This is a genomic window from Streptomyces sp. NBC_00258, assembly GCF_036182465.1.
Classification (GTDB): Bacteria; Actinomycetota; Actinomycetes; order Streptomycetales; family Streptomycetaceae; genus Streptomyces.
The window spans coordinates 2190517-2213714 of sequence record NZ_CP108081.1 but is presented as its reverse complement, the minus strand read 5'-3'; the positions used below and the strand labels follow the sequence as shown (position 1 = coordinate 2213714).

The 23198-nt window shown below is 71.9% G+C and carries 14 protein-coding genes and 1 riboswitch; of the genes, 9 read left to right on the top strand and 5 right to left on the bottom strand.

The window, feature by feature from the left end; translation table 11 throughout:
- Nucleotides 1-10 precede the first annotated feature (10 nt).
- A riboswitch (ZMP/ZTP riboswitch) is annotated at nt 11-97 on the bottom strand.
- Nucleotides 98-112: 15 nt separating this feature from the next.
- Nucleotides 113-970 carry a hypothetical protein gene (locus tag OG718_RS10245; protein WP_328843967.1) on the bottom strand — a complete coding sequence of 286 codons (858 nt, stop codon included), beginning with the start codon at nt 968-970 and terminating at the stop codon, nt 113-115.
- A 77-nt stretch (nt 971-1047) separates the two neighbouring features.
- Here OG718_RS10245 and OG718_RS10240 point away from each other — a divergent pair, with 77 nt between their 5' ends.
- A complete protein-coding gene (locus OG718_RS10240) occupies nt 1048-1581 on the top strand; it encodes a MarR family winged helix-turn-helix transcriptional regulator (protein WP_306936120.1) in 534 nt (177 codons plus the stop codon).
- 21 nt (nt 1582-1602) lie between these two features.
- Here the strand turns inward: OG718_RS10240 and OG718_RS10235 are convergent, their stop codons facing one another.
- A complete protein-coding gene (locus OG718_RS10235; RefSeq protein ID WP_143641071.1) occupies nt 1603-1977 on the bottom strand; it encodes a nuclear transport factor 2 family protein in 375 nt (124 codons plus the stop codon).
- A 187-nt stretch (nt 1978-2164) separates the two neighbouring features.
- Here OG718_RS10235 and OG718_RS10230 point away from each other — a divergent pair, with 187 nt between their 5' ends.
- Both OG718_RS10230 and OG718_RS10225 read left to right on the top strand, forming a co-directional pair.
- On the top strand, nt 2165-2461 hold the full coding sequence (locus OG718_RS10230; protein ID WP_143641072.1) for a hypothetical protein: 297 nt from the start codon (nt 2165-2167) through the stop codon (nt 2459-2461).
- A 130-nt stretch (nt 2462-2591) separates the two neighbouring features.
- On the top strand, nt 2592-2819 hold the full coding sequence (locus OG718_RS10225; RefSeq protein ID WP_328843966.1) for a hypothetical protein: 228 nt from the start codon (nt 2592-2594) through the stop codon (nt 2817-2819).
- A 287-nt stretch (nt 2820-3106) separates the two neighbouring features.
- Here the strand turns inward: OG718_RS10225 and OG718_RS10220 are convergent, their stop codons facing one another.
- The 3 genes from OG718_RS10220 to OG718_RS10210 all read right to left on the bottom strand — a co-directional run bounded on the left by OG718_RS10220 (nt 3107) and on the right by OG718_RS10210 (nt 6653).
- Nucleotides 3107-4336, bottom strand: a complete 1230-nt coding sequence (locus OG718_RS10220; protein WP_328843965.1) for a hypothetical protein — start codon at nt 4334-4336, stop codon at nt 3107-3109.
- 131 nt (nt 4337-4467) lie between these two features.
- Nucleotides 4468-5544 (bottom strand): polyprenyl synthetase family protein, encoded by a 1077-nt coding sequence (locus OG718_RS10215; protein WP_328843964.1) that lies wholly within the window; start codon nt 5542-5544, stop codon nt 4468-4470.
- The gene (locus OG718_RS10210) at nt 5541-6653 is read right to left on the bottom strand and encodes a tetratricopeptide repeat protein (RefSeq protein WP_328843963.1); all 1113 of its coding nucleotides are present in this window, start codon (nt 6651-6653) and stop codon (nt 5541-5543) included. Before OG718_RS10210 ends, OG718_RS10215 begins: the two co-directional genes overlap by 4 nt.
- 892 nt (nt 6654-7545) lie before the next feature.
- Here OG718_RS10210 and OG718_RS10205 point away from each other — a divergent pair.
- The 6 genes from OG718_RS10205 to OG718_RS10180 all read left to right on the top strand — a co-directional run bounded on the left by OG718_RS10205 (nt 7546) and on the right by OG718_RS10180 (nt 23164).
- Nucleotides 7546-14727 carry an SDR family NAD(P)-dependent oxidoreductase gene (locus OG718_RS10205; protein WP_328843962.1) on the top strand — a complete coding sequence of 2394 codons (7182 nt, stop codon included), beginning with the start codon at nt 7546-7548 and terminating at the stop codon, nt 14725-14727.
- A gap of 94 nt (nt 14728-14821) precedes the next feature.
- Nucleotides 14822-19594: a beta-ketoacyl synthase N-terminal-like domain-containing protein gene (locus OG718_RS10200; RefSeq protein WP_443055329.1), complete on the top strand. Its 4773-nt coding sequence runs from the start codon at nt 14822-14824 to the stop codon at nt 19592-19594.
- Nucleotides 19591-19929: an acyl carrier protein gene (locus tag OG718_RS10195; protein WP_143641077.1), complete on the top strand. Its 339-nt coding sequence runs from the start codon at nt 19591-19593 to the stop codon at nt 19927-19929. Before OG718_RS10200 ends, OG718_RS10195 begins: the two co-directional genes overlap by 4 nt.
- A gap of 3 nt (nt 19930-19932) precedes the next feature.
- The gene (locus OG718_RS10190; RefSeq protein WP_328843960.1) at nt 19933-20784 is read left to right on the top strand and encodes an alpha/beta fold hydrolase; all 852 of its coding nucleotides are present in this window, start codon (nt 19933-19935) and stop codon (nt 20782-20784) included.
- Nucleotides 20781-22025, top strand: coding sequence for a glycosyltransferase (locus OG718_RS10185; protein ID WP_328843959.1), 1245 nt, complete (start codon nt 20781-20783; stop codon nt 22023-22025). The genes OG718_RS10190 and OG718_RS10185 overlap by 4 nt, the downstream gene beginning before the upstream one ends.
- Nucleotides 22022-23164, top strand: coding sequence for a class I SAM-dependent methyltransferase (locus tag OG718_RS10180; protein ID WP_328843958.1), 1143 nt, complete (start codon nt 22022-22024; stop codon nt 23162-23164). The genes OG718_RS10185 and OG718_RS10180 overlap by 4 nt, the downstream gene beginning before the upstream one ends.
- The last annotated feature ends 34 nt before the right edge of the window (nt 23165-23198 follow it).

Here is a 23198-nt window from a genome sequence, read left to right as displayed (position 1 = left end):
TGAGCGTCGTGGAAGATGCCCAGGCGCGCGGCGAAGACGTGTGCGTCGGGCCGCTCCCCGGTGGTACTCCACCTCAGCGCCAGTCACGGCCCACGCCCACACTAGCCGAGGGTCAGGACTCGTCCTCGGGCCCGGCCGTCGGGTCCACGCCCGCCAGGAACCCGGTCGCCTGTGCCTCGATGCGTACGGCACCGATCGCCCCCGCCCAGCGCGCCACCTCGTTCGCGAGGGCCGCGGCTCCCGCCTCGTCGCCGCGGTCGCGGGCCAGCACCGCCAGGAGCAGCTGCTGGGAGAGGGTGCCGGGGACGTTCCCCGCCCGAGCGCCGAGAGCGGTCGCCCGGGTCCAGCGCTCCCGTGCCCGTGCGTGGTCCAGGTCGTCGTGGTCGTGGTCGCCGAGATGCCGCAGCGCCTCACGGGCCAGCAGATCGTCGCCCGCCTCCCCGGCGCTCAGGGCGAGTTCGTAGTGCGCGGGGGCCGCGTCCCGCTCGGCGAAGAGGTTGTCGACGATCAGCCCGAGATACATCCGCGCCCAGCCCCGGCGCACCTCGTCGTCCGCCCGCTCGCACAGCTCCTGCGCACCCCGCCGCAGCTCCGCCAGCTCGGCGGGATCCTTGCCCGCCGGCCCGAACCGGAACGTACCGTCACCGCGGAGCAGCCGGAAATACGTGTGCCGCAGCCGTACGAAGTCCAGGTCCCAGAGGCCGACCGGCCCGGTGAGTTCGTCCAAGACCCTGTCCGCGGCGGCGATCCGCAGGTCCACGGTGTCCGTACCTCCGAACCAGTCGTGCTCAAGAGCGACCTCCGCCCCGGCGAGAGCGAGGACCGCGCGGTCGTGGGGCTCGTCCGTGACGGCCCCGTCGAGGAGGTCCAGGGCGCTCTGCCACCGCCCGGCCCGGGCCAGTTCACGCGCCGCCGCGACGACAACGTCCACCGGAAGGACGGCGTGGGCCGTGCTCGTCTTTTTTGTCATGGCGAGGAAGGTAGTAATCAGAAAAACTATCCACAAGAAAACTATCGGGCTGCCGCCCGGACGTCAGGAGGGGATCGGTGGGCGATTCGGTCGACCGGCATGTCGAGCTCTGGTCGAAGGAGCTCGGCTGGATGGACCCGGTCAAGGAGGCGATCTTCGCGCGGCTCGGCATCCTCTCGCGGCACGCGGCGCAGGCCCGCCGGGACACCCTGGACTCCGACGGGCTCAGGCACTGGCAGTTCAAGGTGCTGCTCACCCTGCGCAGGCTCGGCCCGCCCTACGAGACGAGCCCGTCACGGCTCGCCGATCTGCTCGGTCTGACCCGGGGCGCGCTGTCCGCACGGCTCGGCCCGCTGGAGGACGCCGGCCTGATCACGCGTACGCACGACGCGGCCGACCGCCGCCGGGTCCACGTACGGCTCACCGAGGCGGGATACGACGCGTTCGAGCGGCACGCGGCCTCCGAAGAACATGGCGAGAACGCGCTGCTCTCAGTGCTGACAGAAGCAGAGAAGCTGACACTCGCCGACCTGCTCCGGAAGCTGGTCGAGGCCGCAGAGGCCGCCCCGGACGCGTCCGAGCCGAGAAGGTCCAGGTCAGACGAGTCGTGATCCGGACCCCCGGCATACCCCTTACTGCTCTTCGTCGTCCCATGCCTGCAGCAAGGTCTGGTCGACGATCTTGCCGTCGCGCAGCGACATCATCGAGTTCGAGAGCACCCTGGTGCCGTCCGCGTACTGACAGGACTCGGTGAAGGCGACATGGTCGCCCTGGATCACACACTGTTCCAACTTGTGTGTCATGTCGCGGCTGTAGACGTCGTCGAGCATCTCGCGGATCTGCTCGCGGCCGTGCATGACCTTGGGGTGGCTGGGCTGGGTGTTGCGGTCGACGACGCGCATCTCCGCGTCGTCCGCGTACAGCGACAGGAGCGCGGACGCGTCCTGGCCTTCGATGCCCCGGCGCAGGGCTTCGGTGTCGAAGCCGGGGCTTGCCGCAGTGCCCATGATGGACCTCCCTTGTGGACCACTGGCGAAGGCCGCGGCCCGGTATGGAGCGGGCCTTTGAGGGCCTCTCCCTCTGAGACTCCTCCGGCGCGGCGGTCACGGCAAGCGCAGGCGGAACGATGAGCCTGTCGGGTGAGGGGCCGGGCGCGGCCGTGTCCGCGGGCGGCCCGCCACCGTTGCTGAAGGCATGATCTCAACACGACGTATCGTCGCCGCCGTTGGCCTCGCCGTCGGCGTCACGGGCCTTGCCGTACCGTCCGCGAGCGCTGCCACCACCCCGGAGACGGGAAAGGTGAATCCCATCGCGATGCTCGACTCGCTCGCCGTGAGCGACCTTCCCGCTGAGCACAAGGCCGAGATGCCGAGGGTCTCCGACCAGCTCGACAAGCTCAACGAGCTGAACGGCCTCTACCAGCTGGAGCAGCTCCACCAGGTGACCGACCTCGCCGCCCCCGCCATGGGACTGGTCGGGGCCGTCGAGTAGAGCCGTCGTGCAGTGAACGGCCCGGTCCGTCGGCGTGCGTCTCGTGGGGAGGCGCACGCCGACGTCGTTCTCGGCGAAGCGGCGGCCGCCCCCGGATGCGCGCAGAGGCGGACCGGGTGAGGCTGAGGGCATGTCGGAACATCCCGTAGTGGTCGTGCATCCGCCGCAGGAGGAAGCCGGCCGGCGTGTGACGGTCCACGGCGAGCCGATCGGTGTCGCCATGAACCTCCCGGACGTCGTCGAGTTCCTGCGCCGCGCGGGCCTGGAGTTCGACGACAACGAGGTCGCCGTGTCACCGCTCATCGAGTGGCGCGGCGGGGGTCCCTCCTACTGGGGGCCGGAGCCGCGCCGCCCCTGACGGCCGTGCGCAGGTGAGAGGGCGCCTGTAGGGGGCCGCCTCCTTCCTCCGGAGTACCTCGCCCCCGGCGAGTGCCGCCACGGGACCAGGGCGAAAGCCTCCATGCGCACGATGTGCGGGGCCGCGCCGGCGCGGAGGCTGGGTGATACCAGGAATGAGGAGGGCGTCATGAACCGCCGGATCCGCATCCGTCCCACCCGTCGTACGACCACCGCGCGCGGCACGGCGATCGACCGCAGGACCCCCTCGGGCCGACTCCTGCCGTACTGACTGCCGTACCGACCCCGTCAGCAGATGCTCTGGGAGCTGTTGACCAGGGTGTTGTTGCGGAACGTGGTGTTGTCACCGCAAGGGCTCTCCCGGATGGAGGAGTTGGTCACCCTCAGGTTCTGGACGGTGATGTCCGAGTTGTTCGGGAACTCCGAGCGTGCCGCCAGCCGGATCTCGCCGCCGCCCGTGACACTGCCGCTCTGGGCGGCGAGGTTCACGTTGTAGCAGTTCTCGATCAGGATCGCGTTGTTGCCCGTGTTGGAGATGGTCACGCGGTCGATGGTCGCGCCGCCGCTCTCGGACACGCAGAAGACGCCCCGGCCGCCGCCGCGCGCGACGACCTCGCCGACCCGCACATTGGTCGGGTAGCCGCTGCCGATCCGGCCGTTGCGGTTGGCCATGCGGAAGGCCGCGTAACCCGTACCGGCGCCCGCGCCGTCCGCGTCGACCTTCGTGACGGTCGCGTTGATGGTCTGGTTCAGCAGAAGACCGGACTCGCCCACGTTGCGCGCGGTGACCGTGCCGATGGTGATGCCGTCGACCCCGTACGTCTCCACGGCGTGGCTGCTCGCCCCGGAGACGTACACGTTGTCGATCCGGACGTTGCGTGTCCACTGGCTGGTGTCGCCGCGGTTGTCGATGCGTACGCCGAGACCGCGTGAGAGGCGCATGTCGATCTGGCCGAGCACGACGTTGGTGACGTTGCGCATGAAGATGCCGTACAGCGGGGTGCCGGTGAGGTTCAGGTGCTGGACCTCGATGTCCCGGGCGCCGCGTGCGTAGACCGGGGCCTGGTCGCCGGAGCCCGAACCGGTGACATTGATGGTGCCGCACACGTCGAGCACGGTGTAGCTCGGCAGGGAGACCCGGGAACCGGCACCGATGGCGCCCGAGCCGCGCACCACGACCCGTTCCTTCGAAGTGCGGCCCGCCGTGAGGCTGTTGACGGCCGCCTGCATCGCGGCCCGCATGTCGGTGCCGGTGTACGTGACACTGCTGCCGCGCCGGGCGGTCCAGGTGCTGCCGTTCAGTACGGCTTCCGCCTGGTACGAACCCTCGCCGCACGCTGCCGCCGCCTGTTGCGGGGCCGCGCTCGCGGGGGCCGTGAGCAGGGCCGCCCCGGTGAGCAGGGCGGTCGCGCATGCGACCGTGACGCCGGCCCGCCTCCCGCGGGTCCCGGCGGTCGTGGGGGGTTCGGTGGTCCTGGTGGTCCTGCGGATGAGGTGAGGTGCGGCTCTGCGTCCCATCTCGTCTTCTTCTCCTGTGTGGGGGTCTGCCGCCCGCGCGACAGCGTCGCAGCAAGCGTTTTCTATGGCGGGCGGTGAGTGTGGCAAGGGCTTTCTACGGCGTCAAGAGGCTGGTGTGACAAAGGAGTTGGTCACATCTCGCGACGTACGAGGAAAGCCAGCAGCGCACGCAGATCGTCGGCCGCGTGCGGGGCCGTGGGGAGGCTGTCGAGGCACGCGTGGACGTGGGCGATGTGACGGCGGGCCTCCGCCAGCGCGGCGCTCCGGCCGCCGGCCTCCTCGATCACGGCCGCGGCCCGGCGGGCGGTCGTGTCGTCGAGTTCTTCGGCGCCCTCCAGAAGACGGGCGAGGGGGCGGCCGACGGACGGGGTGTCGAGAACCGCCAGAACCGGGAACGTCTTCTTGCGCCGACGCAGGTCGGCATGGACCGGCTTGCCCGTGACGGAGGGGTCGCCCCAGATGCCCAGGAGGTCGTCGATCACCTGGAAGGCCACGCCGAGATGACGGCCGGCGCGGTCGAGCGCGGAGACCGTCGCCGCCGGGGCTCCGGCGAGTACGGCACCCAGGGCGGCGGCACAGCCCAGCAGCGCGCCGGTCTTGTGCTCGGCCATCGTCCGGTACTCGTCGGGGCCGACGGCCTCCGGACCCGTCCAGGGGCGGGACTCGAAGAGCAGGTCGTCGGCCTGACCGCTCACGAGATCGTTGAGCGCGGTGGACAGGTGACGGACGGCCGACGGGACGTGGCCGCCGGGCGCGGCGGCCAGGGTCTCCACGGCCAGGGCGAACAGCGCGTCCCCCGTGAGGACGGCAGGGCCCGTGCCGTACGTCTTCCAGACCGTGGGGCGGCCACGCCGGGTCGCATCGCCGTCCATGATGTCGTCGTGGAGCAACGAGAAGGTGTGCACCAGCTCCACCGCGACCGCCGCGCTCACTCCCGCGCCCGAGGGCGCCCCGGCCGCCTCCGCGCCCAGGACGGCCAAGGCCTGCCGCAGCCCCTTGCCGCCTGCCGCGGCGGATGGCGCGCCACCGGCCTCGCACCAGCCGAAGGAGTACGCCGCCATCTCACCCACCCACGGGTGCAGCCGCCCCACCGCCTCGGCCAGCGCGGGGCGCACCAACGCCCGGCTGTGGTCGAGGAGTTGAACGGCTCGCTCGGCTTCGGCCGTGGTCGAGACGGGCGGACGCAGTACGGAGGTCGTCACCGTCATCGCCGAACCGCCGTGCCTGCGAGGGCCGTCACGGGGGTGCCGGCATCAGTCTCCGTATCCGTGTCCGCACCCCTGTGCGTATCCGCCACGATGCCGAACTCCGCCTGGGCGCGAGCCACCATCTGTCGTGCGTGCCGCAGGCCGATACGTTCCAACACCTTGGCGAGATCGGCCAGTTCGGCGGCCGTGTCGGCGAGGTCGTGGCCCAGGTGGGCGAGGGACTTGGCGAGGCCGAGCCGGGAGAGCGCCTCCCCGCGGGGCTCGCTCATCGCCCGGAACTCCGCCAGCGCCTGGGTGTAGACGTCCCGGGCCTCCGCGTAACGCCCGGCCCGGTAGAGGACGTTGCCGCGCATCTTGTGGTTGTACGCCAGCGCGCTCGACAGGTTCATCTCCCGGCAGGTCACCTCGGCCTCGGCGAGCAGGGCGAGCGCGCGCTCGGCGTCCCCGTCGCGGACGGACACGATGTCGGCCAGGCCGCGCAGCGCCCACGCGTGACCGCGCCGGTCGTCGGCCCGTCCGGCGATCTCCGCGGCCTCCTCGAACATCGCGTACGCCGTGTCGTACGACCCGGTGTTGCGGTGTATCTGCGCGATACCCTCCAGGGCCCACACGGTGTGCCGCGCCTCGCCGCGCTTGCGTGCCTCGGCCAGGAGCTGTTCGTGCAGCGCGCCGACCGCCTCGTAGTCGCCCTGGATGCGGCCCGTCTCCGCCATCCCGGCGAGCGAGTAGCCGCGTACGACTATGTCGCCGCCGCGCTCGCCGAACTCGGCCGCGAGCCCCAGCAGCCGCCAGGCGAGCGGGAACGCACCACGCTGGCGTGCCAGTGTGCCGCCGCTCCACAGGGCCCAGGCCATCGCGGCGGTGTCCCCGGCCTCCCGGGCCGCACGGTAACTCGCCTTCCACGCGCGGTCGGCGTCGCCCACCTGCCCGAGCCGCCGATGGGCCTCCGCGACCGCGAGCCCCGAGCGCGCCACCTCTCCCCGTGCTCCGGCGCGCTCGGCGGCGGCCAACTGCTCGGTGCCCGCGGCCAGTACGTCGACCAGGGAGGAGTTCACGGACAGGGTGGTGAGCGCACCCTGGTACTCGGGTGCGAATGCCTTGCCGTACATGCGTGCCTTTCGGTCTGCCGGTGTTCGGATGGGGCGGCGGACCTGACTTCGCTGGTATACATGGCGTGTATACGCGATGTGTATAGTGCCCTGTTTTCCACCCTGAACCATGTGTCTCGGGTCGATGGGGCACCGGCGCCGCCGCGCCACCTCGTTGTCGATCAAGACGTCGGTGTCGGCGGCGGGGTTGCCTCTGCGGTGTAGATCACAGTCGGGGTTGGGGGAGTGGTGGTGGGTCGGGGCCTCCGGCCGGATTGTCGTGGCCGACTCGGATCGATCGGCTTCTTGAGGGCGATTCGACCGATTGATCCGAAGTGCGTCTCCCGGTGGTCGGCGCCGAGATTTCTGAAACATCTTGTGGTTGCCGAGAGGTGAAATCCTGTCGGCGGTTCGGGGGAGGGCTTCAGTAAAGGGAAATTCCCGCGAATGAGCCGGAGCGGTGTCCCGTGATGGAGTCAGATGTGTGGGGATTCGGTTCTCGACATCGCGCCACGTGTGGATCTTCGGAGTGAGGCTTGACGAGGACTTCTGGCGCGGACATGTGAATTTTACAAAATGGCGTTGTGCTGCAGTCCGTGTTTCGCGGGAGTGAATCATGACGCTGCTTTTGGCGGACTTGCGGCGCTGTCGTCCGAGTAGCGTAGTGACTGATTGCAATTGGCCGGGTTTTTGGTTCTTGAGGCTTGGCGGGGCCTGGCTGAATCGATTCCACGGTGTAGCGCGAAGCCGGGGCGATGTTGACCCGTGAGTAAGTTGGCGCTAGCTTCCAACAGGTTGGTTTTCGCGCGGGTGTTTCCCTTGACGCCGCGTAAACGGTGTATGTCCGCGTGGGCCAATTCGTCGTCTCCAGGCACCCCCCACCGTGCAGTCTCACCGATTATTTCGGAGAATCATGACGTCTGCTGTGCGCGCCGAGGACATGATCATTGGAATCACCCCGTTCGGTGAACCCGAAGCGAGGCTTGCCGCCGCAGTCAGCCGTGCGGGCGGCCTCGGCGTACTTGACCTGGGGGTCGGTGACCGAAGAGCCAGAGAGGCGCTGGCATCCCTCCGGCGCTGGGCGCCCGGACCGTTCGGAGTGCGGGTCGGTGCGCACTGCCGGATCGCTCCCGGAGAACTCGATCCCGGGAAACTCCATCCCGGAGAATTCGCGCCCGGAAAGAACACCGGAAAGCCGGGAAAGCGAGACGACGGTGGCCTCCATACCGTCGTCCTCGGCGCGGATTCGCCATGGCAGATCGACGAGGTCACCGCGACGTACCGGGTCCTGGTGGAGGTCACGGACCTGGAGCAGGCTCTGGCGGCGGTCGGTGCCGGAGCGCACGGCCTGATCGCCCGTGGCGGCGAGAGCGGCGGCCGGACCGGTGAACTCAGCACCTTCGTCCTGCTCCAGCACCTGCTCGCCGAGCCCGGCGTGGACCTCCCCGTATGGGCCTGCGGAGGCATCGGCCCCCGTACGGCGGCGGCCGCCGTGGCCGGCGGGGCGGCCGGAGTGGTCCTGGACAGCCAGCTGGCGCTGCTCGCCGAGGCGAGACTTCCTGAGCCGGCGGCCGCGGCACTGCGGTCCATGGACGGTTCGGAGACGGTCGTGGTGGGCGGCCACCGGGTACTGCACCGCCGGGGTCCGGACGCCCCGCGCGTCCCGGCCGGCGATCCGCTGCTCGTGTCGGGGATGCTGGGTGCCCAGGACCCGCGTGCCCAGCTCCTGCCGGTCGGTCAGGACGGCTTCCTCGCCGCCCGCTTCGCCGAGCGCTGGGGCGACGCGGGCCGGACGGTCCGCGCCCTGACCGCCTCCGTACGGGACGCCGTACGCGATGACGGACCGGCCGGAGCGCTGCGTCCCGGTTCCCCGATGAGCCGGGCGCTCGGCACGCGCGTGCCCGTCGCACAGGGGCCGATGACCCGGGTCAGCGACCAGGCGCGGTTCGCCGCCGCCGTCGCCGGGGACGGCGCCCTGCCGTTCATCGCGCTGGCCCTCGCGAGCGGTGAGCAGACGCGTACCGTCCTGGAGGAGACCCGCGCCGCCGTGGCCGGCCGGCCCTGGGGCGTCGGCGTGCTCGGCTTCGCACCCGAGGAGACCAGAAACGCCCAGCTCGAAGCCGTACGGGACCTGCGGCCCACGCACGCGATCATCGCGGGCGGACGACCGTCCCAGGCCGAGGCGCTGGATCGGGCCGGCATCAGCACCTTCCTGCACGTGCCCTCGCCGGGACTGCTCCGCCAGTTCCTCGACTCCGGAGCCCGTCGATTCGTCTTCGAGGGCTCCGAATGCGGCGGCCACGTCGGTCCGCGCGCGAGCTTCCCCCTGTGGGAGGCCCAACTCGCCGTGCTGGAAGACTTCTTGGACGGAGCGGACGCCGAAACTGCCGAACGTGTCGAGGTGTTCTTCGCAGGCGGTGTCCACGACGAGCGCTCGTCGGCGATGGTCGCCGCGCTCGCCGCTCCACTGATCGCGCGCGGGGCCGCCGTCGGCGTTCTCATGGGAACCGCCTATCTGTTCACCGACGAAGCGGTGGAGTGCGGGGCGGTCCAGCCGCTCTTCCAGCAGCAGGTCCTGGCCGCGACACGCACCGCACTGCTGGAGACCGCACCCGGCCACGCCACCCGTTGTGTGCCCAGCCCGTTCAGCGAGAACTACCGGCAGTTCGAGGCGGAGTTGCGCGAGCGCGGCGTGCCCGAGCGGCGGATCTGGGAGGAACTGGAACGGCTCAACGTCGGTCGGCTGCGGATCGCCAGCAAGGGGACCGAGCGGGACGCCACTGGTGAACTCACGGCCGTGGCCGAGGAACGCCAGCTGTCCGAGGGCATGTTCATGGCCGGGGAAGTGGCCGTGCTGCGCTCGGTGACCACCACGATCAACGCGCTGCACGGCTCGGTCACCACCGGCGCGGCGGGATTCCTCGCCGCCCGCACGGCTCTCCTCAGGGAACGCCTCGGGATGGACGCGGCCGAGGAGCCCGCGGCGCCCGAGCCGCTGGACGTGGCAGTGGTCGGCATGGCCTGCATGTTCCCGGGGGCCCCCGACCTCGCCGCCTACTGGGCGAACATCCTCGGCGGCCACGACAGCGTCGGTGAGGTCCCCGCCGACCGCTGGGACCCCGCCGTGCACTACTCGGAGGACGCGGACGGCGCCACCCCGTCGAAGTGGGGTGGCTTCCTGCCGCGGATCCCCTTCGATCCGTTGCGCTACGGCATCCCGCCGACCTCGCTGGGCAGCATCGAACCCGTACAGCTGCTGGCGCTGGAGGCCGCGCGGCGGGCACTGGAGGACGCCGGCTACGGGGAGCGCGGCCGAGGGTTCGACCGGTCGCGGACCTCCGTGGTCTTCGGCGCCGAAGCGGGCAGCGACCTCTCCAACGCCGCCACCCTGCGTGCCGTACTGCCCTCCTACTACGGGGACGTTCCCGAGGGTCTGGACGGGCAGCTGCCCCGGCTCACCGAGGACTCCTTCCCCGGCATGCTGGCCAACGTCATCTCGGGGCGGATCGCCAACCGGCTGGACCTGGGCGGCGCCAACTACACCGTCGACGCGGCGTGCGCGTCGTCACTGGCAGCCGTCGACGTGGCGTGCAAGGAACTCGTCGGCGGTACGAGCGACGTCGTCCTGTGCGGGGGCGCCGACCTGCACAACGGCATCAACGACTACGCCCTCTTCTCCTCCGTGCACGCGCTCTCCCCGACCGGCCGGTCGCGGGCCTTCGACAGCTCGGCGGACGGGATCGCCCTGGGCGAGGGCATCGCCTGTGTCGTGCTCAAGCGGCTCGTGGACGCCGAACGGGACGGCGACCGGATCTACGGCGTGATCAAGGGAGTCGGCAGTTCCAGCGACGGCCGCTCGCTCGGACTGACGGCACCCCGCCCCGAGGGGCAACGTGCCGCGCTGGAGCGGGCCTACCGCAACGCGGGGATCTCACCGGCCGACGTCGGCCTGGTCGAGGCCCATGGCACCGGGACCGTGGTCGGGGACCGTACCGAACTGACCATCCTCAGCGAGGTGTTCACCGAGGCCGGGGCCAAGGCGGGCGGCTGCGCGCTCGGTTCGGTCAAATCGCAGATCGGGCACACCAAGTGCGCCGCCGGTCTCGCGGGTCTGATCAAGACCGTGCTGTCTCTCTACACGGGAGTCAAGCCGCCCACCCTGCACATGAAGCGGCCGAACCCGGCGTGGCGGGAGGAGAGCAGCCCGTTCGTCTTCCACGCTCGGGCACGGCCCTGGGCGGTTCCCGCCGATGAACGCGTCGCCGGACTCAGCGCGTTCGGCTTCGGCGGGACCAACTTCCATGTGGTGCTCAGCGCCCACTCGGCCGCAGAACCGCCCGCCCACGGCCTGAACAGCTGGCCCGCCGAGCTGTTCACCTTCCGCGGTACGGATCCGGCGGCGGCCCGGCGAGCCATCGAGGACGTACTCAAGGCCGCCGAGACCGACGGCCTCCCGTGGCGCCTGCGCGATCTCGCGCTGAGCGCGTCCCGCCGTGCCGACGCCCGCCACGAACCGGTCCAGGTGGCCGTCGTCGCCGCCGACGTCGAGGGGCTGACCGGCCAGCTGCGCCGGGCCCTGGTCGGCGAGCACGATCCGGCCGGAGGCATCCACCTGGCGGAGGCCGGACGAGCCCCGGCCGACGGGAGCGAGCAGGCGAGTTCGGAGGCGGGGCAGCTGCAGGCGGACGCGGGACAGACGCCGCCCGGTCCGCGTCGACCGGCCCCGGCCGACGGCAAGGTCGCGTTCCTCTTCCCGGGCCAGGGCAGCCAACGGCCCGGGATGCTCGCGGACGTGTTCATCGCCTTCCCCGAGCTCCAGCACTACCTGCACCTCGGCCGCGACCACGCCGACGCGCTGTACCCGCCCGCCGCCTTCGACACGGCCGCCAGGGACCGCCGGCGGGCCGGGATCACCGACACCCGGGTCGCCCAGCCCGCGCTGGGCATCGCCGGACTCGCCGCCCACGCCCTGCTCACCGCGGCCGGGGTGCGCCCTGACATGGCCGCCGGGCACAGCTACGGCGAACTGGTCGCCCTCTGTGCCGCGGGCGCGATCACACCGGAGGCGCTGCTTGAGCTGAGCGCCGAGCGGGCGGCGGCGATCCTCTCGGCCGTCGGTGACGACCCGGGAACCATGGCGGCCGTCGCGGCCGGTGCCGAAGACGTCGAACGGGCCCTGAGTGAGGCGGGCGCCCCCGCGACGGTCGTCGTCGCCAACCACAACTCGCCCCGGCAGACGGTGATTTCCGGACCGACGGAGGCGATGGCCACCGCTGTGGCGCTGCTGCGCGCCGCGGGATTCGGCGCCGAACGCATCCCCGTCGCCTGCGCCTTCCACAGCCCGGTCGTGGCCGCCGGCGGAGAGCGGTTCGCCGACGCACTCTCGAACCGGCCCGTACGTCCGCCCGAGTTCCCGGTGTGGTCCAACCGCACAGCGGCCCCGTACGGCGACCACGCCGACGAGATCCGCGCGGAACTCGCCGCCCAGATCGGCGCCCCCGTCGGATTCGTCGCACAGATCGAGGCCATGTACGAGGCCGGGGCGAGGATCTTCGTCGAGGCCGGCCCCGGCTCCGTACTCACCCGGCTGGTCACACAGATCCTCGGCGACCGCCCGCACCGCACCGTCGCGTGCGAGCCGCGCCACGACAGCGGACTGCGCGGATGGCTCGACGCACTGGCCCAACTGGCCGTGGCGGGGCTGCCGGTACGCACCGGATGGCTGTTCCACGGGCGCGACGCCGTCGACGCGACCCGGACCCCGCAGCCCAAACGGCCAGGATGGACGGTCGACGGGCAGCTGGTCCGTACCGCCGCCGGCGAACTCCTCCCCGGTGCCCTCGCACCGGCCCGACGCGTTGTGGAGACGACAGTGACGACGAGCCACGCGAACCACGGAGAGGGCGTCCCGGCCGACAGGGACGCGCTGATCGTCGAGTACCTGCGCACCAGCCGGGAGATGGTGGCCGCCCAACGGGACGTGCTGCTGACCTACTTCGGCGCCACGGCGGGGCAGTGGATCCCCGCGCCCGTCGCGCCCGCCGGGGTCGGCACCCACCCGCAGGCCGTACCGGCCGCTGAGCTGGCCATGGCCCAACAGCCGGTTCCGCGGCCGGAGTCGGAGTCGGCACCCGCGCTCGCCGCCGCCGCGACGCTCGCGCCTGAGGCGGCCACGGAGACGGTCACGAAAGCCGTCACGGAAGCGGACGTCCTTGCGGTCGTGCTGGAGATCATCAGCGAGCGCACCGGCTATCCCGTGGACATGATCGAGCCCGATCTCGACCTGGAGGCCGACCTCAGCATCGACTCCATCAAGCGGGCCGAGATCGCCGGTGAACTGGCCAGGCGCCTGGGCGCCGGGGGCGGCGTGGACATCGCCGGGCTGGACGACGCGGAACTGGAGGACCTGGCAAGGGCCCGTACGGCCGCGTCGGTGACGGGCTGGCTCGCGGCGCGTCTCGCGGGGCCCGCCGAACCGTCCGGCAACACGCCTTCGAGTACGGCTCCGAGTGCGTCTCCGACTACGACCGGACAGCCGGAAGGGGTACGGAACGGCACTGCGGTCGGGCGGGCCGAGATGCCGGAGTCGGTGGAGGTCACGGGCGAGGCACCGAAGCGGTTCGAGCTCCGGCCCGTGCTTCTGGGGCAGCAGGACGGCGACGGCTCGGCGGACCCGTCCGCCGTACTGGCCGGAAAGCGGTTCGTCCTTCTCGGCGACGAGAACGAGGACGTGGCCCGGGAGGTCCGCTCCCGGCTCGCGGGGCACGGGGCCGACGCCGTGTTCCTCGGCCCGGAGCACCTGCTCACCGAGGCGGACGGCCGGGTGGACGGCGTGCTGTACCTCGACTCTCTCGCCGATTCCTCGTCACCGGTGCTGCCCCACGCCTTCCCCGTGTTCCAGGCCGCCCTGCGCCGGGGGCCGCGCTGGCTGCTCGCCGCCCGGCCCGCCGACGGGAACTCCCCGAGCCTCCGGCCGGCGGGGCTGCACGGCCTGTTCCGTACCGTCGCGCGCGAGTACCCGGACACCGTCGCGCGGATCGTCGACCTCGACGACACCACGCCGGCTGCCGTCGCCGACGCGCTGCTCGCCGAACTGCTCGCGCCCGACCCGGCCCCGGTCGTCCTGCGCACGGCAGCCGGTCGCCACGGACTGGAGCTCGTCGAGACCCCGCTGGGAACCCTCGGTACCACCGGAGCCGGACCGGCGGGTGACGGAGCCGCCGAGGCAGCCGCCATCGGCCTCGACCGGGACTCCGTGGTGCTGCTGGTCGGCGGGGCCCGCGGCATCACCGCGACCTTCGCCGCCGCGCTCGCCGCGGCCTCCCGGTGCCGTGTCGAACTGCTCGGCAGGACTCCCGCGCCGACCGGACCCGAGGATCCGGCGATCGCCGCCGCCGCGGACCGCGCCGCGCTGCGTACGGCACTGGCCGCCCGCGCGGGCGGCGGAGTGACGCCCGCCGACATCAACCGAGAAGCCGAACTCGTCCTGGCCCGGCGGGAGATCACCGCAACCCTGGCGGAACTCACGGCGCTCGGCAGCACGGCCCGCTACCACTGCGTGGACTTCAGGGAGCCGGACGCCGCGCTCCAGGCGGTCAAGGAGATCCACGCCGAGCACGGCCGGCTCGACGGTGTCGTCTACGCGGCCGGAGTGATCGAGGACCGGCTGATCACCGACAAGACCGTCGAGTCCTTCCAGCGCGTGTACGACACGAAGACGAGCGGCGCGGAGACCTTGCTGACAGCACTGGAGGAGTTCCCGAACGGGCCCGCGTTCGCCGTCCTGTTCGGCAGCATCTCGGCCGTCCTCGGCAACCGGGGCCAGGTCGACTACGCGGCCGCCAACGACGCCCTGCAGAGCCTCGGCGCCGACTGGGCCGCCCGCACCGGTCACCGGGCCCTGACCGTGCACTGGGGACCGTGGGCGCCCACCGGCGGTCACACCGGAATGGTGACCCCGGAACTCGGACGCGAGTACGCCAGGCGCGGGATCAAGCTGATCGACCCCGAGGAGGGCACCGCGGCGCTGCTGCGCGAACTCGCCTGGGGCGACGAGTCGGCCGGAGCCGTCGTCTACACCTCGTCGGGCTGGTGACATGACCGGCCCGACGGATCAAGCGGACCGGGACCAACTGAGCCGGGACCAACTGAGAGGGCGTCAACTGCCTTCTCCTGTCGCCATCGTGGGGATGGCGGTGCTGCTGCCCGGTGCCGCCGACCTCGACGCGTACTGGCGGAACCTCCTGGCGGGCACGGACGCCATCACCGACGTACCGGACGGGCGGTGGGACGCCGACTACTACCGACCCGATTCCGCGACCGGGCCGGCCGTCGCCGACCAGGTGTACTGCCGACGCGGCGGCTTCGTCGACGAGCTCGCCGACGTGGAGGTCAGCCGGTTCGGGATCATGCCGAACTCCGTGCCCGGCACCGAGCCCGACCAGCTCATCGCGCTGAACGTGGCCGCCGCCGCCCTCGCCGACGCGGGCGGCGAGGACCGGCTGCCCGACCGGCATCGCATCGGCGTCGTCCTCGGCCGGGGCGGCTACCTCACCCCCGGTCTGGTCCGCCTCGACCAACGGGTCCGCACCGCCGGTCAACTCGTGCGTACGCTCGGCGAGTTGCTGCCCGACCTGGACTTGGTCCAACTCGACCGCGTCCGGGCGGCGTTCACCGAGCGCCTCGGGCCCGACAGCCCCGAGTCGGCCATCGGTCTGGTGCCCAACCTCGCGGCCTCACGCGTCGCCAACAGACTCGATCTGCGCGGCCCCGCCTACACCGTGGACGCCGCCTGCGCGTCGTCGCTGGTCGCCGTCGACCAGGCGGTGAGTGAACTCGCCTCCGGGCGCTGCGACCTGATGCTCGCCGGGGGAGTGCACCATTGCCACGACATCACGCTCTGGAGTGTCTTCTCCCAACTCCGCGCGCTCTCCCCGAGCCAGCGGATCCGCCCCTTCCACCGTAGCGCCGACGGGATCCTGATCGGCGAGGGCACCGGTGTGGTGGTGCTCAAGCGACTGGCTGACGCCGAGCGCGACGGTGACCGGATCTACGCGGTCATCCGGGGCACCGGCGTGGCGAGCGACGGCCGCGCCGCCGGTCTCGTCAACCCCGACCCCGGCGGCCAGGCCCACGCCGTACGCCAGGCCTGGCAAGCGGCGGGCCTCGATCCCGCCCAGCCCGGATCCATCGGCCTCCTGGAGGCCCACGGCACCGCGACCCCGGCAGGCGACGCGGCTGAACTGAGCACCCTGGCCGAGGTGTTCGGGCCCGGCGCGGACGGTGACCCCGCGGTGATCGGCTCGGTGAAGTCGATGATCGGGCACACCATGCCCGCCGCCGGAGTGGCCGGCCTGGTGAAGGCCGCCCTCGCCGTCCACCACGGGATGCTCCTGCCGACGCTCCACTGCGACGACCCGCACCCCGCGCTCGCGGCCACCCGGTTCCGTCCGTTGGAGACGGCGATGCCCTGGGAGACCAGTCGCGAGCGGCCGGTGCGCCGGGCAGCCGTCAACGCGTTCGGCTTCGGCGGTATCAACGCGCATGTCGTACTGGAGCAGGCGCCTGGCGTAAGGGCCACCCGGCACACGGCGACCGTTTCCGTCGCCGAGCCGGAGCAGGTGTTCCTGGTCGGCGCCGACAGCCCCGAGCGCCTCGCCGCTCTGCTGGAGGGCGACGACTCGGCCCTGCTCGCGGCCGGTCTCGACAGCGACCGGACACATCCGGACGCGGGCCGGGCCCGGCTCGGCATCGTCGCCCCCACCGCCAAGCGGCTCGCCCTGGCCCGCCGGGCGGTCGCCAAGGGACGTGCCTGGCACGGCCGAAGCGACGTCTGGTTCACGCCGAGCCCGCTGCTCGGCGGCGGTGCGGACGGGAGCAAGAGCGGCAAACTGGCCTTCGTCTTCCCGGGACTGGAAGGCGACTTCGAACCCCATGTCGACGACGTCGCCGCCCACTTCGGCCTTCCTGGCTTCCCGGAGCCCACCCCGAACACCGAGAAGACGGCCCGGGTTTCGGACGTGGGCCGGCACGGATTCGGTGTCGTCGGCGTCGGCCGGCTGCTCGACGGGGCGCTGCGCCGCATGGGCGTCGTCCCGGACGCGGTGGCCGGGCACAGCGTCGGCGAGTGGACGGCGATGGTTGCCGCAGGGATGTACGCAGGTGACGAAGTGAGCGACTTCATGGAGTCGTTCGACCCCGACTCGCTGACCGTTCCCGGTCTGTCCTTCGCCGCTCTCGGCGCCCCCGCCGGGCGCGTCCTGGAAGCCCTCGACGACCGGTGGACGGACGCCGGAATCGTCCTCTCCCACGACAACGCGCCGAACCAGTCGATGGTGTGCGGACCGCACGAGGCGGTGGAGGAGTTCGTACGCTCCTTCCGCGCCCGGGGTGTGCTCAGCCAGGTGCTGCCCTTCCGGTCCGGCTTCCACACACCGATGCTGAAGCCCTACCTCGCACCCATCGAGGAAGCGGCGAACCGCTTCCGGCTGCATCCGCCGACCGTGCCCCTGTGGTCGGGAACGACCGCGGCGCCCTTCCCCGCCGACGAGGCCGCCGTACGCGACCTGTTCGTCAGACACCTGCTGGAACCGGTGCGCTTCCAGCAGTTGACCGAGGCCATGTACACGGCGGGCCATCGTGTCTTCGTCCAGGTCGGCACCGGGCAGCTCGGTTCACTCGTGGGCGACACACTGAGCGGGCGCGACCACTTGGTCGTGGCGGCCAACTCGCCCCACCGCACCGGCCTCGCCCAGCTCCGCCGCGTGGCGACGGCGCTGTGGACCGCGGGCGCGGCGGTCGCTCCCGCGCTGCCGCCGTCCGTTGTTCGTTCCGCCGTTCCCTCCGCTCCTACCGCTGGTCCCTCCGCCCGATCTACGGGGCCCGTCGGCTCGGTGCGCCCCACGCGGGTGGACCGGCCCACCGTCCGACTCGACCTCGGCGGGGCGCTCATCTCGCTCGACGGCCCGGCCCTCACACAGCTGCGAGCCGAGCTGCGTACCGGGCCGCCCGTCTACCAGGCTTCGGCTGCGCACCACCACCGCGTTCCGGCAGGGACGGGCACACAGGCCCCGAGCGATTCCATCCCCACGCCGGCCGCCGCGGGCCCGTCGGCTCTGGACGCGCTCGCCGAGCGCATGCCGGTCGCCGCCGAACTGAGCGCGCTGTTGAGGGACACGGCCGACACGGCCGCCGCACTGATCACGGCAGGCAGCCGCCACTCCAGCCCTGACACGAACCCTGATCCTGCCCACACCCTGGTGCCTTCTCCGATCCGGGCCCCGGCCCGGGCAGCCGCCCCCGCCCAAGCTCCCGCCCCCACCCAAGCCCCCGCCCCCACGGTTCCTCACCTCACAGCCACGCCCCCCACCCCCGAACCACCCGCACAGGTATGGCGCACCGCTATCCGCGTATCCCCGGAAGCGATGCCGTACCTCCTGGACCACTGCTTCTTCCCGCAGCGGCCCGGCTGGCCCGACGTGTCCGACCGCTGGCCGGTCGTCCCCGCGACGACGATCGTTCACCACATCATGGAGGCGGCCCGGGACGCGGCCCCCGGCATGCGGGCGGTCGCCGTGCACGGGGCCCGGTTCGACCAGTGGCTCACCGCCACACCGGAGGTCGAGGTACCGGTCACCGCCGTCCCCGACGGTCCCGGCCGCCTCGCGGTCGCCTTCGGCCCTCGAGCCCGTGCGGTGGTCGAGTTCGCGGCACACTATCCAGTGACGCCCCCGACCCCATGGCGTGCGGATCCCGGCTCCGAACGAGCCCCCGAGCACACCGCGGCCCAGCTCTACGACGAGCGCTGGATGTTCCACGGACCCGCCTTCCAAGGGGTCACAGAACTCACCGCGATCGGCGACAGCCACGTACGAGGCGTGATCACCACGCCGCCGGCCCCCGGTGCCCTGCTCGACAACGTGGGCCAGCTCCTCGGCTACTGGATCATGGCGGCCCGTACGGAACGGACCGTCGTGTTCCCCGTCCAGATGCGGCACATGCGGTTCTACGGGCCGCACCCGCGCCCCGGGACCGACGTGGAATGCCTGGTGAGGATCACCTCCCTCACCGACACCTTGCTCGAAGCCGACGTCCAACTGGTCGTCGCGGGCGAGGTGTGGGCGGAGCTCACGGGCTGGCAGGACCGCCGTTTCGACAACGACCCGCAGACCAGGCCCGTAGAGCGGTTCCCCGAGCGAAACACCCTCTCCCAGGCGCGGCCCGGCGGCTGGTCCCTGCTCCACGAGCGCTGGCCCGACCTCGCCTCGCGTGACCTGATCATGCGCAACTCCCTCAGCGGCGCGGAGCGTTCGGAGTACGAGCGGCACGCTCCCCGAGGGCGCAGACAGTGGCTGCTCGGTCGGATCGCCGCCAAGGACGCCGTACGGCAGTGGCTGTGGGACCACGGCGAAGGACCGGTCTTCCCGGCCGAGATCCGCGTGCGCAACGACGAGTCGGGGCGGCCGTACGTCACCGGGCTACACGGCCGGACTCTGCCCGCGCTGGACATCTCGCTGGCCCACCGCGCGGAGGCCGGGGTCGCGATCGTACGGCCGCACAGGCCCGAACCGGGGCCGGGCATCGACATCGAAGAGGTCGTCGAGAGGGACGCGCAGACCCTCGCCGTCGCCCTCGGTGAGGACGAGCTGAGGCTGTTGAGCGCCAGATGTGCCGCCACCGGCGAACCGGAGGCGCTGTGGTTCACCCGGTTCTGGGCGGCCAAGGAAGCGGTCGCCAAGGCGGAGGGCACCGGATTCCGCGGACGCCCCCGGGACTTCACCGTGCTCGAAGCGACAGCCGGTGGCGCCAGTGACGCCGGGCACCGGCTGTTGGTCTCGGGGCGCCTCGAACGCGCGTACACCGTGCACTGCGAGCGGACCGGCAATCCGCCAGGACTGCCGGACAGGGACTACGTCGTGGCCTGGACGACCGGACCGACGGACCAAGAGGAGAGCGATCGATGAACCCGAGTCAGCCGACCGGTGCGACCGAGGCCGAACCCGTGGGCGCGGACGAGGAGTCGGTCCTCGCCGACCTCACCGGCATGCTCGCGACCCTCCTTGACGAGTACGGCCTCGACGGCGTCGAGGTCCGCATGGAGACCACGTTCAACCGCGATCTGGAACTGGAGAGCATCGACCTCGTGACCCTGGCGGGCCTCTTGGGGGAGAGGTACGGGGATCAGGTCAACTTCGCCGAGTTCCTGGCCGGCATGGAGTTCGACGAGATCATCGAACTCACCGTCGGCAGGCTCGTCGAGTACGTCGTGCGGAGCCTCGAAGTGGCGGAGGCGGGCTGAGCCATGGCGATGGTCGACACCGGCGACGTCCGGCTGCACGTCCAGCGGATGACCCCCAAGGGAGGGCGTCCCGTCACCGCGACCGCGGTTCTCGTCCACGGCCTGCTCACCGACAGCCTGGCCAGCTACTACTTCACCCTGGCACCGGTGTTCGCGGTGTCCGGCATCGACGTGATCATGTACGACCTGCGCGGCCACGGCCGCAGCGAGCGCCCGGAGAGCGGCTACCGCCTCGACGACCACATCGACGACCTGGAGGCACTGCTCGACCGGCTGGAGGTGACGGGACCGGTCCAACTGGTCGGCAACTCCTTCGGCGGATCCGTCGCCTTCGGCCACGCCGCCCGCCACCCGGAGCGGGCGGCCGGCGTCTCCTTGATCGAATCGGAGCCGGCGACCGCGGGGTGGGCGGCGACCATGGACGGCGTCCTGCGGCAGGTGCTGACCGAGCTGGCGCACAACGAGGCCGCCGCGCTGGCCTGGATCACCGCCAACCGCAGCCAGAACACCGCCCGTCTGGCGAAGGGCGCGGCCCGCCTGGCCCGCGAGACCACCCTCGCCCGGGACATCCCGGTCAGCCAGGTACTGACCGAGGACCAGATCCGGTCCGTACGCTGCCCGGTACTCGCCCTTTACGGTGGCGAGTCGGCCCTCGTCGAGCGGGCACCGTGGCTGGAGTCGCTGTTGCCCGACTGCCGGACCGTCGTGGTGCCGGGGCACGAACACTCCGTGCTCGTCGAGGCGCCGGGAGCCGTCGGCGGCCACATCCTCTCCATGATCCAAGGGGAGACGGACCAGCGGGGCGTGGACGAGCAGAGCGCGGGCGCGCTCGTGAGGGCTGCTGAGGCCCCGTGAGCCGCTTCCTGTTCGTCGTGCCGCCGCTGGTCGGCCACATCAATCCGACGGTGGGCGTCGCGGCGGAACTGACCGCGCGGGGACACCGGGTGGCCTGGGCGTCCGCCGATCCCGGGCTCGTCCGGCGGCTGGCGGGGGACGAGGCGCTGGTGTTCCCGTGCGCGGGACCGGTCCTGACAGGGGAAGACGGAGTGCGGCCACCGGAACTCCGGGGCCCGGAGGCGCTGAAGTTCCTGTGGGAACGGTTCCTGGTGCCGCTGGCCGAGGCGATGGCCCCCGGCGTACGGGCGGCCATCGGGGAGTTCGGCCCCGATGTCGTCGTTGCCGATCAGCAGGCCTTCGCCGGAGGGCTGGTCGCCGAGCGGCTGCGCGTGCCGTGGGCCACCTCGTCCACCACCTCCGCCGAATTCACCTTCGCCGACGCGCTGGCGGGCATGCCCAAGGTCGCGGACTGGCTCGACGCGCTGCTCCACGATCTGCGCGGCAGGATCGGTGATCCGTCGGGCACGGCCGATCCGCGGTTCTCCCCGCACCTGGTGCTCGCGTTCAGCACGCCGGAACTGGCCGGCTCCGGGGCGGGAGCGGGATCTGGAGCAGCGGGAGAGGTGGGCGCCGGCGCGGGCGACCGGATCCGCTGGATCGGTCCCTCGATGGCCACGCGGCCGGCCTCGGCCGACTTCCCCTGGACCTGGCTCGACCCAGCCCGTGCCACGGTGCTCGTGACCCTCGGCACCGCCAACACCGACGTCGGGGCCCGCTTCCTCGCCGAGTGCCACGATGCCCTGCGCTGCCGTGCGGACCGGGTGCAGGCGGTCATCGTTGATCCGGCGAACGTGCTCGGCGCACACGCGGACCGGGACGACAAGGACATACTGATCCGTTCCTCGGTCCCTCAACTCCCGCTCCTCGAACGGGTCGACGCGGTCGTCTGCCACGCGGGGCACAACACCGTGTGCGAGACGCTGTGGCACGGCGTCCCCCTCGTGGTGGCCCCAATCCGCGACGACCAGCCCGTCGTGGCCGGGCAGGTCGTCGACGCGGGAGCGGGCATCCGGGTCAGGTTCGGGCGGGTCACCGCGCCCAGGCTGGGCGCGGCGGTCGACGCCGTACTCCACGAACCCGGCTACCGCGTCGCCGCCGAGCGGATCCGTACCACGTTCCGTGCCGCGGGTGGTGCCCGCGCGGCGGCAACTCACCTCGAAGAACTGGCCATCGGCGCGCCCTCCAAGGAGGCCCCATGAGCGACGAAGAGCACGAACCACAAGGGGCGGACGGCGAGCGGACGCCGAGTCGCGCCGAACAGGTCACGGACAGCGGGCCGACGCCGAGTCGCGCCGAGCAGGTCGCCGCGCTGCGCCCCGCCTACCAGGCAGATCTGGCGCGCGGCCTTGACCGCTTCTTCGAACCCCAGCGCACCGACTGCCCCTGGTGCGGCTCGGCACGGCTGAAGACGCGGCTGCGCACCACCGACCTGCTCCAGCACAAGCCGGGCCACTTCGTCCTCGACCGCTGCCAGGACTGCCGGCACACCTTCCAGAACCCCCGACTGAGCGCCGAGGGGCTGGAGTTCTACTACCGCGACTTCTACGACGGTCTGGGGGAGAAGCAGCTCGGCAGCGCCTTCGGGGGCCGGACCGCGATGTACCGGCAGCGCGCGGAGTCCCTGCTGCCGTTCGCCTCGACGCCCAAGAACTGGCTGGACGTCGGCACCGGCCACGGCCACTTCTGCGAGTCGGCGCGAACTGTCTTCCCCGGCACGACCTTCGACGGGCTCGACTTCACGGACGGCGCCGAACTCGCCGAGCGCGCCGGACGGGTGGAGAGGGGCTACCGCGGCAGCTTTCCCGACCTGGCCCCGGAACTCGCCGGCCACTACGACGTGGTGAGCATGTTCCACTACCTGGAGCACAGCACCGAGCCCGGCCGTGAACTGGAGGCCGCGCACCGGGCGATACGCCCCGGCGGCCATCTGCTCATCGAGGTCCCCGACCCCGACAGCCGCTACGCGCGCCTCCTCGGCCGCTGGTGGCTGCCCTGGCTCCAGCCGCAGCACCTGCACCTCGTCCCGGTCGAGAACCTGCGGCGCAGACTGACCGACCTCGGCTTCACGGTGGTGGCGGAACAGCACGCCGAACCGCACGATCCGGTCGACCTCCTCGCCGGCGCCTGGCTGGCCCTCGACGCGGCCGCTCCTCGCGAGGACCTGCCGTGGCTGCCGCATCCGCCGAATCGTTGGCGGCGGACGTTGCGCACCACGACGCTGATCGCCGGCGTGCCCTTCCTGATCCTGGGCACCCTGCTGGACCGGTACGTGATCAGACGTCTGTCGCACCGACTGGGTCTGTCCAACGCCTATCGGCTCCTGGCGCGCCGCGACTGACGCGACCGCGTGGTGCGACCGACTGGTGCCGACG